The 15,255-nt window shown below is 70.4% G+C and carries 14 protein-coding genes, 1 tRNA gene and 2 pseudogenes; 6 read left to right on the top strand and 11 right to left on the bottom strand.

The window, feature by feature from the left end; translation table 11 throughout:
• Window positions 1–29: 29 nt before the first annotated feature.
• From AB0I18_RS31145 to AB0I18_RS31125, 5 genes are all read left to right on the top strand, one after another.
• Window positions 30–1,223 carry a glycine C-acetyltransferase gene (locus AB0I18_RS31145; protein ID WP_363109007.1) on the top strand — a complete coding sequence of 398 codons (1,194 nt, stop codon included), beginning with the start codon at window positions 30–32 and terminating at the stop codon, window positions 1,221–1,223.
• A 61-nt stretch (window positions 1,224–1,284) separates the two neighbouring features.
• Window positions 1,285–2,190, top strand: coding sequence for a LysR family transcriptional regulator (locus AB0I18_RS31140; RefSeq protein ID WP_363108965.1), 906 nt, complete (start codon window positions 1,285–1,287; stop codon window positions 2,188–2,190).
• 83 nt (window positions 2,191–2,273) lie between these two features.
• Window positions 2,274–2,870: an XRE family transcriptional regulator gene (locus tag AB0I18_RS31135; protein ID WP_363108964.1), complete on the top strand. Its 597-nt coding sequence runs from the start codon at window positions 2,274–2,276 to the stop codon at window positions 2,868–2,870.
• Window positions 2,867–3,451, top strand: a complete 585-nt coding sequence (locus AB0I18_RS31130) for a GNAT family N-acetyltransferase (RefSeq protein ID WP_363108963.1) — start codon at window positions 2,867–2,869, stop codon at window positions 3,449–3,451. The genes AB0I18_RS31135 and AB0I18_RS31130 overlap by 4 nt, the downstream gene beginning before the upstream one ends.
• 30 nt (window positions 3,452–3,481) lie before the next feature.
• Window positions 3,482–3,841, top strand: a complete 360-nt coding sequence (locus tag AB0I18_RS31125; protein ID WP_363108962.1) for an MmcQ/YjbR family DNA-binding protein — start codon at window positions 3,482–3,484, stop codon at window positions 3,839–3,841.
• A 248-nt stretch (window positions 3,842–4,089) separates the two neighbouring features.
• Here AB0I18_RS31125 and AB0I18_RS31120 read toward each other — a convergent pair whose 3' ends face one another.
• On the bottom strand, window positions 4,090–5,001 hold the full coding sequence (locus AB0I18_RS31120) for a transketolase (protein WP_363108961.1): 912 nt from the start codon (window positions 4,999–5,001) through the stop codon (window positions 4,090–4,092).
• Window positions 5,002–5,042: 41 nt separating this feature from the next.
• Window positions 5,043–5,747, bottom strand: a complete 705-nt coding sequence (locus AB0I18_RS31115) for a transketolase (RefSeq protein ID WP_363108960.1) — start codon at window positions 5,745–5,747, stop codon at window positions 5,043–5,045.
• 139 nt (window positions 5,748–5,886) lie between these two features.
• Between AB0I18_RS31115 and AB0I18_RS31110 the strand changes: the two genes are divergently transcribed.
• Window positions 5,887–5,960: transfer RNA gene (locus tag AB0I18_RS31110), tRNA-Pro, on the top strand.
• A gap of 95 nt (window positions 5,961–6,055) precedes the next feature.
• Here AB0I18_RS31110 and AB0I18_RS31105 read toward each other — a convergent pair.
• The 9 genes and pseudogenes from AB0I18_RS31105 to AB0I18_RS31065 form a co-directional block, all read right to left on the bottom strand.
• Window positions 6,056–7,054, bottom strand: coding sequence for a sugar phosphate isomerase/epimerase (locus AB0I18_RS31105; protein WP_363108959.1), 999 nt, complete (start codon window positions 7,052–7,054; stop codon window positions 6,056–6,058).
• Between the two features lie 27 nt (window positions 7,055–7,081).
• Window positions 7,082–8,278 (bottom strand): Gfo/Idh/MocA family oxidoreductase, encoded by a 1,197-nt coding sequence (locus AB0I18_RS31100; RefSeq protein ID WP_363108958.1) that lies wholly within the window; start codon window positions 8,276–8,278, stop codon window positions 7,082–7,084.
• Between the two features lie 103 nt (window positions 8,279–8,381).
• A complete protein-coding gene (locus AB0I18_RS31095; RefSeq protein ID WP_363108957.1) occupies window positions 8,382–9,878 on the bottom strand; it encodes a CoA-acylating methylmalonate-semialdehyde dehydrogenase in 1,497 nt (498 codons plus the stop codon).
• Between the two features lie 29 nt (window positions 9,879–9,907).
• Entirely contained in the window at window positions 9,908–11,785 is a 1,878-nt protein-coding gene (gene iolD / locus AB0I18_RS31090) for a 3D-(3,5/4)-trihydroxycyclohexane-1,2-dione acylhydrolase (decyclizing) (RefSeq protein ID WP_363108956.1), read from the bottom strand.
• Window positions 11,785–11,910 (bottom strand): annotated as a pseudogene (locus AB0I18_RS31085) (5-deoxy-glucuronate isomerase); the annotation flags it as partial. The pseudogene AB0I18_RS31085 and the gene iolD, both read right to left, overlap by 1 nt.
• An 80-nt stretch (window positions 11,911–11,990) precedes the next feature.
• On the bottom strand, window positions 11,991–12,863 hold the full coding sequence (locus AB0I18_RS31080; protein WP_363108955.1) for an aldolase: 873 nt from the start codon (window positions 12,861–12,863) through the stop codon (window positions 11,991–11,993).
• A 4-nt stretch (window positions 12,864–12,867) separates the two neighbouring features.
• On the bottom strand, window positions 12,868–13,836 hold the full coding sequence (gene iolC / locus AB0I18_RS31075) for a 5-dehydro-2-deoxygluconokinase (RefSeq protein ID WP_363108954.1): 969 nt from the start codon (window positions 13,834–13,836) through the stop codon (window positions 12,868–12,870).
• A 128-nt stretch (window positions 13,837–13,964) separates the two neighbouring features.
• Window positions 13,965–14,822 carry a sugar phosphate isomerase/epimerase gene (locus tag AB0I18_RS31070; RefSeq protein ID WP_363108953.1) on the bottom strand — a complete coding sequence of 286 codons (858 nt, stop codon included), beginning with the start codon at window positions 14,820–14,822 and terminating at the stop codon, window positions 13,965–13,967.
• Window positions 14,823–15,096: 274 nt separating this feature from the next.
• Window positions 15,097–15,255: pseudogene (locus tag AB0I18_RS31065) on the bottom strand (sugar ABC transporter ATP-binding protein); the annotation flags it as partial.

Raw genomic sequence — 15,255 nt, 5'->3', positions numbered from 1 at the left:
AACTCTCCGGACTCCCTAAGGAACTGATGATGTTCGACTCCGTACGCGACGACCTGCGCACCACCCTCGACGAGATCCGTGCCGCCGGACTGCACAAGCCCGAGCGGGTCATCGGCACCCCGCAGTCCGCGACCGTGAACGTCACCGCCGGCGGCCGCCCCGGTGAGGTCCTCAACTTCTGCGCCAACAACTACCTCGGCCTCGCCGACCACCCCGAGGTGATCGCCGCCGCCCACGACGCCCTCGACCGCTGGGGCTACGGCATGGCGTCCGTGCGCTTCATCTGCGGTACGCAGGAGGTGCACAAGGAGCTGGAACAGCGCCTGTCCGCCTTCCTGGGCCAGGAGGACACGATCCTCTACTCGTCCTGCTTCGACGCCAACGGCGGAGTCTTCGAGACCCTCCTCGGTGAGGAGGACGCGGTGATCTCCGACGCCCTCAACCACGCGTCGATCATCGACGGCATCCGGCTGTCGAAGGCCCGCCGCCTGCGCTACGCCAACCGTGATCTCGCCGATCTGGAGCGGCAGTTGAAGGAAGCCGCGGGGGCGCGTCGCCGGCTGGTCGTCACGGACGGCGTCTTCTCGATGGACGGCTATGTGGCGCCGTTGAAGGAGATCTGCGACCTCGCCGACCGCCACGACGCGATGGTCATGGTCGACGACTCGCACGCCGTCGGCTTCGTCGGGCCCGGCGGCCGGGGCACCCCCGAACTGCACGGCGTCATGGACCGCGTCGACATCATCACGGGCACCCTCGGCAAGGCCCTCGGCGGCGCCTCCGGCGGATACGTCGCCGCCCGCGCCGAGATCGTGGCCCTGCTCCGCCAGCGCTCGCGCCCGTACCTCTTCTCGAACACCCTCGCCCCGGTGATCGCCGCGGCCTCGCTCAAGGTCCTCGACCTGCTGGAGTCGGCGGGCGACCTGCGCGAGCGGCTCGCCGCGAACACCGCGCTGTTCCGCTCCCGGATGACGGAGGAGGGCTTCGACATCCTCCCCGGCGACCACGCCATCGCGCCGGTCATGATCGGCGACGCGACCGTCGCCGGACGCCTGGCGGAGCTGCTCCTGGAGCGCGGTGTGTACGTGATCGGCTTCTCGTACCCGGTGGTCCCGCAGGGCCGGGCCCGTATCCGCGTACAGCTGTCCGCCGCGCACTCGACGGAGGACGTGAACCGCGCCGTGGACGCGTTCGTGGCGGCCCGGGCGGAGCTGGCGGCCTGAGTGGGTCGAAGGCGGACCTTTGCGAGCAGGGCAAAAGTGAACGTTTGAGAGAATCGGTCACATGATCGAAGCGCGACGGCTCCACATCCTCCGTGCGGTGGCCGACCACCGTACGGTGACGGCCGCTGCCGCCGCGCTCTACCTCACCCCCTCCGCGGTCTCCCAGCAGCTGGCGGCCCTGGAGCAGGAAACGGGCCACCGCCTGGTCGAGCGGGGCGCCCGGGGCGTACGGCTGACTCCCGCGGGCGAGATCCTGCTCGGCCACACCAACGCGGTCCTCGCCCAGCTGGAGCGGGCGGAGGCCGAGCTGGCCGCGTACAGCTCGGGCTCGGCCGGCACGGTCACCGTCGCCGCCTTCGCGACCGGCATCGGCCTGGTCGTCGCGCCCGCCCTGGCCCGGCTCGCGCGGACGGCGCCCGGCATCCGCATCCGCGTCCAGGACGCCGAGGGCGACGCCAGCCTGCCCATGGTGCTCGACCGGCAGGTCGACGTGGCGGTCGCCGTCGAGTACCGGGGCGCCCCGGACGCGGACGACCCCCGCCTCACCCACATCCCGCTGTACGCCGAACCGTTCGACGCGGTCGTCCCGGTGACCCATCGCCTGGCCGACCGCACGGAGGTGCCGCTCGCCGAGCTGGCCAAGGACCCGTGGATCGGCCCGTACCCCGGAAACCCCTGCCACGACGTGGTGGTCCTGGCCTGCGAGCAGGCCGGCTTCCAACCTCGTCTGGAGCACTCCTCGGACGACTTCCGCGCGGTCGTCGCACTCGCCTCGGCCGACGCGGGGGTCGCTCTGGTGCCGCGCTCGGCCCTGCGCGGCATGGATCTCGCGGGTGTGGTCGTCCGCCCCGTCGACGGCGCCGCGCCCACCCGCCGGGTCTTCGCGGCGGTACGACGCGGGGCTGAGGGGCATCCGCTGATCCGGCCGGTGCTGGAGGCGCTGGGGGAGGTCGCGCCGATGGGGTGACGCCTCCAAGCCCGGGTCGGCCCGGCTCGGCCGGTGGAGTGCCCGAGCCTCATTCGTTTCACATGTGGGATAGCATCCCGAATATGAGAAGCGAAGGAACGGTCGACGCGGGCGAGAGGGAACTGGATCCCGTCGATGCCCGGCTGGGTGTCCGGCTGGCCGAGCTGCGGGCCGAACGCGGCTGGTCCCTGGGGGAGTTGGCGGAGCACAGCGGGGTGAGCCGGTCGACCCTGTCGCGGGCCGAACGCGCGGAGATCAGCCCCACGGCCTCGCTCCTGAACCGCCTGTGCGCCGTCTACGGCCGTACCATGTCGCAGCTGCTCAGCGAGGTCGAGGCGGAACCCGCCCAGGTGGTACGGGCCGCCGAACAACCTGTCTGGGAGGACCGGGCCTCCGGTTTCGTACGCCGGTCGGTGTCCCCGCCGCACGCCGGGCTGCGCGGCGAACTCGTCGAGGGGCGGCTGGCGGCCGGCGCCGACATCGCGTACGACCGGCCTCCCGTGCCCGGCCTCGAACAGCACATCTGGGTGCTCGACGGACGGCTGGAGGTCACGGCCCAGGACACCGAGCACCGGCTCGACGCGGGGGACTGTCTGCGGTTGCGGGTGTGGGGGCCGACCAGGTTCCGGAGCCCTGGACCGGAGGACGCGCGCTACGTGCTGGCGGTGGTCCTGCCATGACCGTCGTACGCCTGACGCCTGATCAACTTCTCGACTCCCTCGGTGAGTTGGCCGACCTTCTGACCGACACCGTCAACGGGGGCGCGTCGATCGGATTCCTCGCACCGCTGGACCACGGTGCGGCCGTCGACTGGTGGCGGGGGCGGGCGGCCGCGGTGTCGGAAGGCATCCTGGCGGTGTGGGCCGCGTACGCCGAGGGGCGGGTCGTGGGCACCGTCAGCCTGGCCTTTCCGGACAAGCCCAACAGTCGTCACCGTGCCGAGGTGGTGAAGCTGATGGTGCATCAGGAGGTGCGTGGACAGGGAGTCGGGCGTGCGCTGCTCGCCACGGCCGAGCGCGCGGCCGCCGAGGCGGGTGCGACCCTGCTCAACCTGGACACCGAGACGGACAGCCCTGCCGAGTCCCTCTACCGGTCGGCGGGTTGGACTCGGGCGGGCGTCATTCCCGACTACGCGAGGACGCCATCGGGAGTGCTGCATCCGACGACGATCTTCTACAAGTACGTAGGGCGGTATGAGGTGTCGACGGAGGCGTCGGTCGAGGCGTCGGACCAGGCTTCGCAAACCACTCTCAGCAGGTGATTGTCAGTGCGATTGGCTACGGTGCGTTCCATGGTCGAAGCCGAAGACGTACGCCGAACCGCCCTCTCTCTGCCGGACACGACGGAGAAGATGGCCTGGAGCATGCCCACCTTCCGGGTCGCGGGGAAGATGTTCGCCACGCTGCCCGAGGACGAGACCTCCATCGCCGTGCGCTGCCCGAAGGTCGAGCGCGACGAACTGGTCCTGGCGGAGCCCGGGAAGTTCTGGATCGCCGACCATGAGGCGGGTTTCGCGTGGGTTCGGGTACGGCTTGCGGCGCTGGAGGGCACGGACGAGTTGCACGACATCCTCGCGGACTCCTGGCGACAGGCGGCTCCGACCCGACTGCTGGAGTCCTACCCGGAGTTGGGGCTTCCGGCTGTTGACTGAGGAACGGTGCCGTCGGCGTCGGTGGGGTGGTGGCTGAGCGATAGCGGGCGAGCGGAACTGGTGTAGTGCAGCGGGGACGCGCGGCACCGCGCTGTTTCGCGAGCGGATCCGCGTCGAGCAGTGTGCCTGTGCTTTCCCGGCCCGACGGGCTGCCAGACCGCGAGACCGTCGGCCCGCCCAGCCCGCCGACGCCGGTCTGGCGGCGTGGCGCTGCTGACCACCGCACTTTCTCGCCCCACCCCACCCCCTCAGCCCCTCACCCGCGTCCCGAGGAACCCAGTGATCCGCTTCCGCAGCGCCCCGGCGTCCAGCCCGTGTGCGGCCATGTGCTCCTCGATCTCGCCGTAGCGGCGCAGTTCGCGACGCCCGACGCCGAGGCCGAGCACGCGGTGCGGCAGGTCCGCGAGTGCGTCGTTCGCGGCGGAGGTCGACGTGCCGGCCAGGTACGGCTCGACGAGCACGACATCGGTGCCGGCCGTCTCCGTGGCGCGGCGCAGCGCGCCCGAGTCGAAGGGGCGCACGGTCGTCGCGTACAGCACGGTGATGTCGAGCTCTTCGGTGGCGTCGAGCACGGCGTCGAGCATCGGCCCGACCGCCACGACGACACCGGCCCGCCCTTCCCGGACGGTGCGGAACCGTGCGCCGTCGACCGCCAGGGGCTCCGCGTTCGACTGGACGGACAGTCGCACGTACACCTTGTCGTCACCCGCCGCGACGGCGTGCCGCAGCAGTGTCTCCGCCTCGTCGGGATGGCCCGGGACGTGCACGGTCCAGCCGTCGAGTGTGTCGAGCAGGGCGACATCGCCGGGTGCCATGTGGGTGTAGCCGCCCGAGGGCCAGTCGAAGGACGCGGCGGCGCTGACCAGCACCGCGCCCACGTCCTGGTGCCCGAGGTCCAGCTTGACCTGCTCGAAGGGCCGCTCGACCAGGAAACTGGCGAAGGTGTGCACCACGGGCCGCAGCCCGGTCAGTGCCAGACCCGCGCCGGCCCCGATCAGTAACTGCTCGCGGATGCCGACGTTGATCACCCGGTCCGGGTGCCGGTGCTGAGCCTCCTCGAAACCGTCCCGTCCGATCTCGGCGAGGACGACCGCGACCCGCGGATCCTCATCGAGCAGTCGCGAGACGACAGGGGCGAATCGGTCACGCATGGTGTCCATGTGGGGAAACCCTTCAGGAGTGAGACGGACTGTGGCGCGCTTCAGGCGGACTTCGGTTCGACCCGTGCGACGACCACGCGCGGGCGCCCCGGGTGAGGTGCGGTGAACGCGGCGTACAAGGCCTCGTGGTCCCGCCCGTCGACGGTTTCGGCGGACCAGCCCGCGGCCTCGAATCGCGCGGAGATCCCGCCCGGCAGGGCGTGACTGGCGGACGAGTTGTCGATCACGACGGTGTGCAGCCGGTCGAGCCCGGTCGGGCCGGCGTACGCGATCGCCTCGTGGTTGCTGCCCTCGTCCAGCTCGGCGTCCCCGACCAGCACCCACACGCGCGGGTCGTGCATCCCCTGGGCCCGCAGGCCCAGCGCCGTCCCGACCGCGATCGGCAGCCCGTGCCCGAGCGAGCCGCTGCCGATCTCCGCGCCCGGGACGAGCACACGGTCCGGATGGTGGCCGAGCGGCGAGTCGTACGAGCCGAAACCCGGCAGCCAGTCCACCGGTACGAAGCCCTTCGCGGCGAGCACCGCGTAGTACGCCATCGGCCCGTGTCCCTTGGACAACAGGAACCGGTCCCGCTCCGGATCGTCCGCCCGATCCGGCGTGACGCGCAGCACCCGGTCGTAGAGAACCCAAAGTGCGTCCAGCGTGGATGTCGCCGCCGGTCCGTGCTTCTCGTCGCCGCTCATCAGACCCATCAGGCCGGGCAGGTCCGCATACCCGTACAGGCGTTTCGCCGTTGTCGTCGTCATACTGGCGATCGTGCAACCTCAATCATGCTTGAGGTCAAGCGGCGGTCTGCGGACAAAAGGAGTGCGCGACCACCGACCCGAGTGCGGTATTGTTTCGTTGCACGTTCAGCCGGGGGAAACCCCAGGTCACAACGGGCATCGGGACGTGGCGCAGCTTGGTAGCGCACTTGACTGGGGGTCAAGGGGTCGCAGGTTCAAATCCTGTCGTCCCGACTGTGTGAAGGGTCTTCGCAGGCGAGAGTCTGCGGGGGCCCTTTTCGTGTGGGTCGTTTCCGGTCTTCGGGCACAGGGCGCTGCAGCGCGGTGGGTCACAGTGCGGCCGCGGCGCTGTGCAGGTTCTTGGCGGCCAGGGCGAGTCCTTCGGTCTGGGAGTAGGCGGCGTCCTCGTGCTCGATGTTCACGGCCATGTCCGGGTCGATCTCGGCGAGGGCGCGCAGGAACTCGGTCCAGTAGGGGACGTCGTTTCCGATGCCGACGGCGACGAACTTCCACGCCGGGTTCTCGGGCCAGGCGTTGCACCAGAATCCGTAGCCGGTGGGCACTTTGCCGGGCGCGTCGGCGGGCACACGGGTGAATGACGTGTCCAGTACGCCGCGGATGTCGGCGCCGGGGCAGAGCGTCGCGTCCTTCGCGGCGGCGTGGAAGACCAGCGGGCCCAGCCACTTGATGGAGGCGACGATGTCCATGCCCTGCCACATCAGGTGGGAGGGGTCCATCTCGGCGCCGATGTTGGTGGTGCCGCCCTCGTCGACGAGCCGCTTGAGGGTGACCGGGGAGAACACCAGGTTGTGCGGGTGCATCTCGATGGCGACCCGGACGTCGTTCTCCCGGGCCAGCGCGTCGATCTCCCTCCAGAACTCGACGGCCACGCCCCACTGGTAGTCCAGGACATCCATGTAGACGCCGTCCCACGGGTTCACGACCCAGGAGGGGTACCTGGCGTCGGGGTCGGAGCCTGGCGTGCCGGACATGGTCACGACGTGCTTCACCCCGAGCAGGCCCGCGAGCCGGATGGTGCGGCGCAGGTCGTCGGCGTGCTTCGGGCCGACCCCGGGGAGCGGGTTGAGGGGGTTGCCGTTGCAGTTCAGCCCGGTCAGTTCCATCCCGCGCTCGGTGAAGGCCGCCAGGTATTCCTCGCGTGCGGTGGACGAGGACAGCAGGAGGTCGACCGGGCAGTGCGGGGAGGGGATGAAGCCGCCGGTGTTGACCTCGACGGAGGTCAGACCGTTCTCCTTGAGGATGTCGAGGGCTTCGGTGAGGGTGCGGTCGTGCAGACAGGCGGTGTAGGCGCCGAGCTTGAGAGCCATGTGTCCGTTCCTTCTGTGCGGGAGGGGTCAGGCGGCGGGCGGAACCGTGACGGCGGCGCCGTCGGTGCGGGAGGAGCCGACGACGGCCTGGATGATTTCCATGGTCCGCAGCGCGTCGGCGAACGTGGCGCAGACCGGCTGCGGATCGGTGACGCCCGCGATCTGGTCGAGGAAGGCGCGGGCCTGGTACGTGAAGTTGTCGGCGTTGCTGGCGCCGACACCCGGCGCCTCCATCGGGACCCCGCCCGCGAAGTACGGCATGTGCGGGCCGGCGATGATCTGCCGGGCGCCGCGGGTACGGGCTTCGGGCTGGGCGTCGTCGAAGAGGTACTCGGCGGGCCGGTGCTGGTCGAACGCGGCCCGGCCGCCGAGGCCCAGGACGTCGAAGGCGAGCCCGTTGGGCAGGCCGAAGCCGGTGCGCGTCACCGAGAAGGTCCCGACGAGACCGGACTCGAAGCGGGCGGTGAAGGACGCGGTGTCCTCGTTCTCGACCTCGCCCATCTCGTCGGAGACGGGGGCCGCCTTGTGTCCGACGACCGCGCCCAGCGGCAGGGGACGCTTGGGGATCTGCGTCGACAGCGTGGCACCGGAGACCGCGGTGATGGGGCCGGCGACGTACTCGGCCACGTCGATGATGTGCGAGCCGACGTCTCCGAGCGCGCCGGAGCCGGGGCCGCCCTTGAACCGCCAGGTCAGCGGGCCGTTCGGGTCGGTCGCGTAGTCGCACCAGTACCGGCCGCCGAACAGTGAGAGATCGCCCAGCTCACCGCGCCGGACGTGCTCGCGGATCGCCGCGATGCCGGGGGAGCGCCGGAAGGTGTACCCGACGGCGGTGACGACATCGGCGGTGCGCTCCAACTCGGCCATCGCGCGGGCGTCCTCCAACGACCCGGCCAGCGGCTTCTCGCACAGCACGTGCTTGCCGGCGGCGACCAGCGCCTCCGCGATCGGCCGGTGCAGGGCGTTCCCGACGACGATGCTGACGGCGTCGATCGTCGGGTCCTCGACGACGGCCTCCCAGTTCGGGAGCGCTTTCTCGAAACCGTAGCGGCGGGCGGCGTCCTCGCCGAGTCCGACGTTGGCGTCGGCGATCGCGGCCAGGCGGACCGGCGGCAGGCCGGCGCCGAAGACCGTGTTGACGTTGCGGTAACCGGCGGCGTGACTGCGGCCGGCCATACCGGCTCCGATCACAGCGACGGAGAGGGATTCGGCGGACGTGGTCATCGGGGTGCCCTGCTTTCTTGATCGTGGTTCGAACCGGTCACCCGAAGGATCAGCGGGACCCGGGGGTGATGTGGGGAGTCGTGTTGCCGCGGGGACGCGGATGTCAGCTGGAGGTGGGGAAGTCGAAGCCGGCGGCGACCTGCTGTGTGGGCTGCGGCCAGCGCGTGGTGACGACCTTGGGGCGGGTGTAGAAGCGGATGCCGTCGTGGCCGTGGATGGGGGAGTCGCCGATGAGGGAGTCCTTCCAGCCGCCGAAGGAGTAGTACGACATCGGCACGGGCACCGGCACGTTGACGCCGATCATGCCGACCTTGACCTGGCGCTGGAATCGCCGGGCGGCCTCCCCGGAGCCGGTGAACAGGGCGGTGCCGTTGCCGTAGGGGTTGGCGTTGATGAGGTCGATGGCCTGGTCGAGGGTGTCGACACGGACGACGGCGAGGACCGGGCCGAACAGCTCCTCCCGGTAGGCGTCCATCTCGGCCGTGACGTGGTCGAGGAGGGACGGGCCGGTGAAGAAGCCGTCCCCGTGTCCGTCGATCTTCAGTCCGCGGCCGTCGACGACGACTGTGGCGCCCTGCGCGGCGGCGGTGCCGACGGCGTTCTCGACGCGCTCCCGGGCGGCCCTGGTGACCAGCGGTCCCATGTCCACACCGGGCGCGTCGCCGGGGCCGACCCGCACCTCGCGGGCCTTGCGTTCCAGCACCTCGACGAGGGCGTCGGCCGCGGCGCCGACGGCGACCGCGACGGACACGGCCATGCAGCGCTCGCCGGCCGAGCCGTAGGCGCCGGCGGTGATGTGGCCGGCGGCGAACTCCAGGTCGGCGTCGGGCAGGACGACGGCGTGGTTCTTGGCACCGCCGAGCGCCTGGACGCGCTTGCCGTGCGCGGTGGCGGTCTCATGCACGTACTTGGCGATCGGCGTGGAGCCGACGAAGGAGACCGCCTCGATGCCGGGGTGGGTGAGGATCGCGTCGACGGCCTCCTTGCCGCCGTGCACGACGTTGAACACGCCGTCGGGCAACCCGGCCTTCCGGTACAGCTCGGCGACGAAGTTGGCGGCGGAGGGGTCGCGTTCGCTGGGCTTGAGAAGGAAGGTGTTGCCGGTGGCGATGGCGATCGGGTGCATCCAAAGAGGCACCATGGCGGGGAAGTTGAAGGGCGTGATCCCCGCGACGACACCCAGCGGCTGGCGGAAGTTGTGTACGTCGACGCCGCGCGAGACCTGATCGGAGAAGGACCCCTTCAGTACGTCGCCGAGCCCGCAGGCGAACTCCACCACCTCCCGGCCGCGGGTGATCTCGCCGCGTGCGTCGTCGACGGTCTTGCCGTGTTCCGCGGAGATGATCCGGCCCAGCTCCCCCTCGTGCTCGACGAGGAGTTGCCGGAAGGCGAACATCACCTGGGTGCGCCGGGTGAGCGACGACTCGGACCAGGTCTCGAAGGCGGCGGTGGCGGCCATGACGGCCGTGTCCACGTCGGCGGCCGAGGCCAGGGCGACCCGGGCCTGCTCCTGGCCGGTGGCCGGGTTGAACACGGGTGCCGTCTCCAGGCTGGTCCCGGCGGCGGGGGAGCCGTTGATCCAGTGCTCGATGGTTGTCACGGTGCGGGTTTCCTTTGCGGGGACGGGACTTACAGGTAGTGGCGCTGCGCCTTCTTGCGGGCGGCGTACGTGTCGTACGCGTCACGGGTGGAGTCGAGGTCGGAGGTCTGGCTGACGGGGACGTCCCACCAGCCGTGCGCGGGCGGGTTGGGCCCGTAGAGGTCGGTCTCGACGTGCACGACGGTGGTGCGGCTCGCGGCCTTGGCCTTCTCCATCGCCGTACGGAATCCGTCGACGGAGGTGGCGTGCAGGACGTCCGCGCCGAGCGAGGAGGCGTTGGCGGCGAGGTCGACGGGGAGTGGGTCGCCGTCGAGCAGCCCCGAATCACCGTTGCGGAAGCGGTACTTGGTGCCGAACCGCTGCGAGCCGAGTGACTCGGACAGGGCGCCGATGGAGGCGAAGCCGTGGTTCTGGACGAGGACGATGATGACCTTCAGGCCCTCGGAGACCATGGTCACGATCTCCTGAGCCATCATCAGATAGGAGCCGTCGCCGACGAGGACGACGACCTCGCGCGACGGGTCGGCCATCTTGGCACCGACTCCGGCGGCGACCTCGTAGCCCATGCAGGAGTACGCGTACTCGACGTGGTAGGCCTTCGGATCCCGGGCTCGCCACAGTTGTTGCAGGTCTCCGGGCATGGAACCGGCCGCGTTGATGACTACGGCGCGATCGTCGAGGACATCGTTGAGGGCGCCGAGGATCTCGGTCTGGGCGGGCAGCGGTCCGTGGCCCCGGTTGAAGCACTCCTCCTCGATCTCCCGTGTCCGGGCGATGAGTTGGCGGGTGCGGTTGCGGTACTCCGGGTCGACCTCCCAGTCCACCAGTGCTCCCGCGAGCGCCTGGACGCCGAGTCGGGCGTCCGCGACGAGCGGCTCGGCCGAGTGCTTCACGGCGTCCAGGCGGGCCACGTTGAGGTTGACGAACGTGACGTCCGGGTTGCCGAAGACGGTGTGACTGGCGGTGGTGAAGTCGGAGTACCGGGTGCCGATGCCGAGCACGACGTCGGCCTCCTCGGCCAGTTCGTTCGCCGCGTACGAGCCGGTGGAACCGATGCCGCCGACCGCGCAGGGGTGGTCCCAGGGCACCGCGCCCTTGCCGGCGTGCGTGTCGGCGACCGGGATGCCGGTGGCCTCGGCGAAGGCCCGCAGCCGGGTCTCGGCACCCGAGTAGACGACGCCGCCGCCCGCGACGATCAGCGGCTTCCGCGCTGTGCGCAGCAGGCGCGCGGCCCGCTCGACGGCGGCGGGCTCCGGCACCGGGCGGCCCACGTGCCACACGCGCCGCCGGAAGAAGGCGGCCGGCCAGTCGTACGCTTCCGCCTGCACGTCCTGCGGCAACGAGAGCGTGACGGCGCCCGTCTCGACCGGGTCGGTGAGCACCCGCATCGCGGCCAGCGCGGCCGGGACGAGCTGCTCGGGCCGGGAGACGCGGTCGAAGTACTTCGACACGGCGCGGAAGGCGTCGTTGACGGTGACGTCCCCGCCGCGGGCGTCCTCCAACTGCTGCAACACCGGGTCGGCGGCGCGGGTGGCGAACATGTCGCTGGGCAGCAGCAGGACCGGGATGCGGTTGGTGGTGGCGAGTGCCGCTCCGGTGATCATGTTGGTGGATCCGGGACCGGTCGACGCCGTGCAGGCGAAGGCCGCCAGCCGGTCGCGCATTTTCGCGTACGCCACCGACGCGTGCACCATGCCCTGCTCGTTACGGGCCAGGTAGTAAGGGAGGTCGGCCTCCTGAGTGACGGCGGCCTGGAGGAGCGCCTGCCCGATGCCGGCCACGTTGCCGTGCCCGAAGATGCCCCAGACCCCGGGGATCAGCCGCTGCTCCTGGCCGTCGCGCTCGCTGTACTGATTCGCCAGGAAGCGGACCAGGGCCTGTGCGGTGGTGAGCCTGATCGTTTCCATCACTCGGTCTCCTTGGCCCCGAACGGCAGCCGGGGGTCGGTCGCCCGGGAGTCCCAGGTCGTACGCACCGACCCGTGCGCCGGGTTGTCACAGATCAGCCAGGCGCGGTCCGGTCCGGGGCCCGCCGACTTGGGTGTGATCAGGAGGTCGTACGGGCCGTCGTCGGCCGAAGTCCCCTTGGGGAGGTGGTACTTGTCCGTGTCCGTCACAGCAGGCTCACCGCCCGGTCCACCGCGCCGGCGACGTCGCCGTCCGAGGGGTAGAGCAGGGAGCGGCCCACCACCAGACCCCGTGCGGTGGGGAGCTTGAGGGTCTTGGCCCAGGAGGTGAAGGCCGCCTCGGGGTCGGTGACCTCGCCGCCCAGCAGCAGCGCCGGCATCGTCGAGGAGGCCAGGACGCGCTCCATGTCCTCGACGACGGGCAGCTTCAGCCAGGTGTAGGCGGTACGGCGGCCCAGGCCCGAGGCGATGGTGATCGACTTCATGACGGCCTCGGGAGAGAGGTCGTTGCGGATCCTGCCGTCCCGCCATACGGAGATGAACGGTTCGACCATCGCGATGAGTTGACGGTCATTGAGTTCGTTGACCGCGCGGGCGGTGTTCTCCAGGACGGACGGGGTCGCCGGGTCCTCCAGCGCGATGCGGGTGAGGGTCTTGCCGCCGTCGAAGCCCATCGCGGCGATCGTCTCGGCGTCGTAGCCGGTGAAGCGGTCGTCGATCTCGAAGGCGGAGCCCGCGAGCCCGGCACGGTTCATGGAGCCGAAGACGCTCTTGCCGTCCAGGACACCGAGCAGCAGCAGGTCCTCCAGGATGTCCGCGGTGCCCATCACTCCGGTCACGCCGGGCCGGTCCAGGGCGGCACACAACCGGTCGAGCAGTTCGAAGCGGTCGGCCATGGCGGTGGGGTCGCCGCCGACGCCGTTGGCGCCTCGCGCGGGGTGGTCCGCCGCGATGATCATCGCCTTGCCGTGCTCGCCGAGCGGCGAAGTGGCCTTCACGCGGCGCGCGGCCGCTGCCGCGATGGCGCCGGGGTCGTTGACCCGGGCGTCCACAATCCGGCTCACGTTGTCGGACAGCACGTCGTCACGCCTTTCGTTCGGTGGGGGCGGGAGTGGCCGCGTGCAGCTTCGCCTCGACCTCGGCCGCGGTCGGCATCGCGTCGGCGCAGGACAGGCGGCCCGCGACGATGGCGCCCGCGGCGTTGCCGAAGGCGACCGTGCGGCGGGTGTCCCAGCCCGACAGCAGGCCGTGGCAGAGCGCACCGCCGAAGGCGTCACCGGCACCGAGACCGTTGACCACGTCCACCGGGACCGGCGGGATCTCGACGGCCGAGCCGTCCCGGTCCATGGCGAGCACGCCTTTGGGGCCCAGCTTCACCACCGCCAGTTCGACACCGGCGGCGAGCAGCGCCTTGGCGGCGGCGTACGGCTCGCGCTCACCGGTGGCGACCTCGCACTCGTCGAGGTTGCCGACCGCGACGGTGGTGTGGCGCAGGGCCTCGGCGTAGTACGTACGGGCCTCTGCGGGGTCCTTCCAGAACATGGGCCGCCAGTCGAGGTCGAAGACCGTCGTCCCGGCCTTCGCCCGGTGGGCCAGGGCGGCGAGGGTGGCCGAGCGGCTCGGCTCCTCGCTCAGCCCGGTCCCGGTGAACCAGAAGATCCGGGCGTCGCGGATGGCCGCGAGGTCGAGCTCGTCGGGGCGGATGTCCAGGTCGGGGGCCTTGGGGAGTCGGTAGAAATAGAGCGGGAAGTCGTCCGGCGGGAAGATCTCGCAGAAGGTCACCGGGGTCGGCGCGATGTCCGACGTACCGACGAAGCGGGTGCCGACGCCATAGCCGTCCAGGGCCGTGCGGACGAAGTCCCCGAACGGATCGCGGCCGGTCTTGGTGATCACGGCCGAGGAGCGCCCGTAGCGGGCGGCGGCGACGGCGACATTGGTCGGGCTGCCGCCCAGGTACTTGCCGAACGACGTGACCTCCGCCAGTCCCACGCCCGTCTGGAGCGGATACACGTCCACTCCCACACGGCCCATGGTCAGCACTTCCAACGGCATAACTGCGGTTTCCCTTCGCTCCGGAGACTCCGGGGACGGCATACTTAAAGCGCTTTAAAAGCACCTTCGGTGGAGAACGATGCCTTCGCTGAAATGTCATGTCAATAGGGGGATTGGAGGGCGGCCTGTCAGGACCCGATGGCCAGGTATTCGTCGATCTTCTTCCGCATGAAGACGGACGATTCCCTGGCTCGTTCCTCCCAGGCGAAGACGCACGCGGTGAGGGTGCCGTCGAAGCCGTTGGCCCGCAGGGCGCGGAAGAGTTCGTCGAAGTCGACCTCGCCCTGGCCGATGTCGAGGTGCTGGTGGATGCGGGCCGGGGTGCCGGGCGGGTTGAGGATGTAGCGGTTGCCGGAGGACGCGGTGTGGTCGAAGGCGTCGGCGAGGTGGACGTGGGTGAGCAGGTCGCCCGCGTACTCGATGATGCCGGGGGCGTCGTTGCCGATGTGGAAGGTGTGCGGGGCGCAGTACAGGAACGTGACGTTGGGGTGGTTGATGCCGCGGATCAGGTTGACCGCGTCGTAGCCGTTCTCGATGAAGTCGTCCGGGTGGGGCTCCAGGGTCAGGCGAATGCCCTCACGCTCGAAGAGCGGCAGGAGGTCGTCGAGCGTCTTCCAGAACTGGGCCTCGCTGCGCCCGGGTTGCTCCGGGCGGCCGTTGAACTCGGAGATCATGCTGTCCACGCCGAGGTCGGCGGCGATCTGGATGGATCGTGTCCAGTAGCGCACGGCGGCCTGCCGGTCGTCCTCGTCGGGTCCCGACCAGCGGAACAGGGGCAGCATCGATGAGACGCGGACGCCCGCCGCGTCGAGCGCCGTGCGGAACTTCCGCACGGTGGCGTCATCGACGCGCGGGTGGCGGAAGAAGGGGACGAAGTCCTCGCGCGGGGACAGCTCGATCCATTCGTACCCCAACTCGGCCACCACGCCGGGTAGTTCGAGCAGCGGTACGTTGCGGATCATGTACGGGTCGAGGGCGATCTTCATAGGGAATGCCTTCGGATGAGTGAGAGACGGTGGAGCGTTGGACCAAGACGGCCTCGGTCCAGCGGTCCTCGGCATGGCGAGCCGGCCATCCTTGTGGATCGGGACGGCCGTCACGGCATGTCCCCAACCGGCAGTTGGTGCGGTTCGATGAGGGCCGGGCTGTCCGGTCTGTCGTCACGGACGCCGATCCATCAAGATGGGCGGCGGCCCATATTCGTGCGGGGTTGCATGGCACGCGACCGAACGAGATCTCGTTTCTGACGATGCGCCGTTGTCAGGGCTTCCCGTCGGGGGAGGCCAACACGGGTGCGGTGAGGTCTTCCTTGTCGGGGAGTTTCTCCACGTCGACGCCGCTGACTTGGGCGAGTTCGTGTTTGAGGGCGGCGAGTTCGGCGCCGCCGGCCATGTGGTTGGTGAGTTCTTCGAGGCTGAC

The sequence above is a fragment of the Streptomyces sp. NPDC050704 genome (assembly GCF_040654355.1).
Lineage (GTDB): Bacteria > Actinomycetota > Actinomycetes > Streptomycetales > Streptomycetaceae > Streptomyces.
This window is presented reverse-complemented; position numbering and strand designations above follow the sequence as displayed.

Coding starts and splice junctions, on each gene's coding strand:
- AB0I18_RS31145 (WP_363109007.1), top strand. CDS start 30: ATGTTCGACTCCGTACGCGACGACCTGCGCACCACCCTCGACGAGATC.
- AB0I18_RS31140 (WP_363108965.1), top strand. CDS start 1,285: ATGATCGAAGCGCGACGGCTCCACATCCTCCGTGCGGTGGCCGACCAC.
- AB0I18_RS31135 (WP_363108964.1), top strand. CDS start 2,274: ATGAGAAGCGAAGGAACGGTCGACGCGGGCGAGAGGGAACTGGATCCC.
- AB0I18_RS31130 (WP_363108963.1), top strand. CDS start 2,867: ATGACCGTCGTACGCCTGACGCCTGATCAACTTCTCGACTCCCTCGGT.
- AB0I18_RS31125 (WP_363108962.1), top strand. CDS start 3,482: ATGGTCGAAGCCGAAGACGTACGCCGAACCGCCCTCTCTCTGCCGGAC.
- AB0I18_RS31120 (WP_363108961.1), bottom strand. CDS start 5,001: ATGGACACCATGCGTGACCGATTCGCCCCTGTCGTCTCGCGACTGCTC.
- AB0I18_RS31115 (WP_363108960.1), bottom strand. CDS start 5,747: ATGACGACGACAACGGCGAAACGCCTGTACGGGTATGCGGACCTGCCC.
- AB0I18_RS31105 (WP_363108959.1), bottom strand. CDS start 7,054: ATGGCTCTCAAGCTCGGCGCCTACACCGCCTGTCTGCACGACCGCACC.
- AB0I18_RS31100 (WP_363108958.1), bottom strand. CDS start 8,278: ATGACCACGTCCGCCGAATCCCTCTCCGTCGCTGTGATCGGAGCCGGT.
- iolD (WP_363108956.1), bottom strand. CDS start 11,785: ATGGAAACGATCAGGCTCACCACCGCACAGGCCCTGGTCCGCTTCCTG.
- iolC (WP_363108954.1), bottom strand. CDS start 13,836: ATGCCGTTGGAAGTGCTGACCATGGGCCGTGTGGGAGTGGACGTGTAT.
- AB0I18_RS31070 (WP_363108953.1), bottom strand. CDS start 14,822: ATGAAGATCGCCCTCGACCCGTACATGATCCGCAACGTACCGCTGCTC.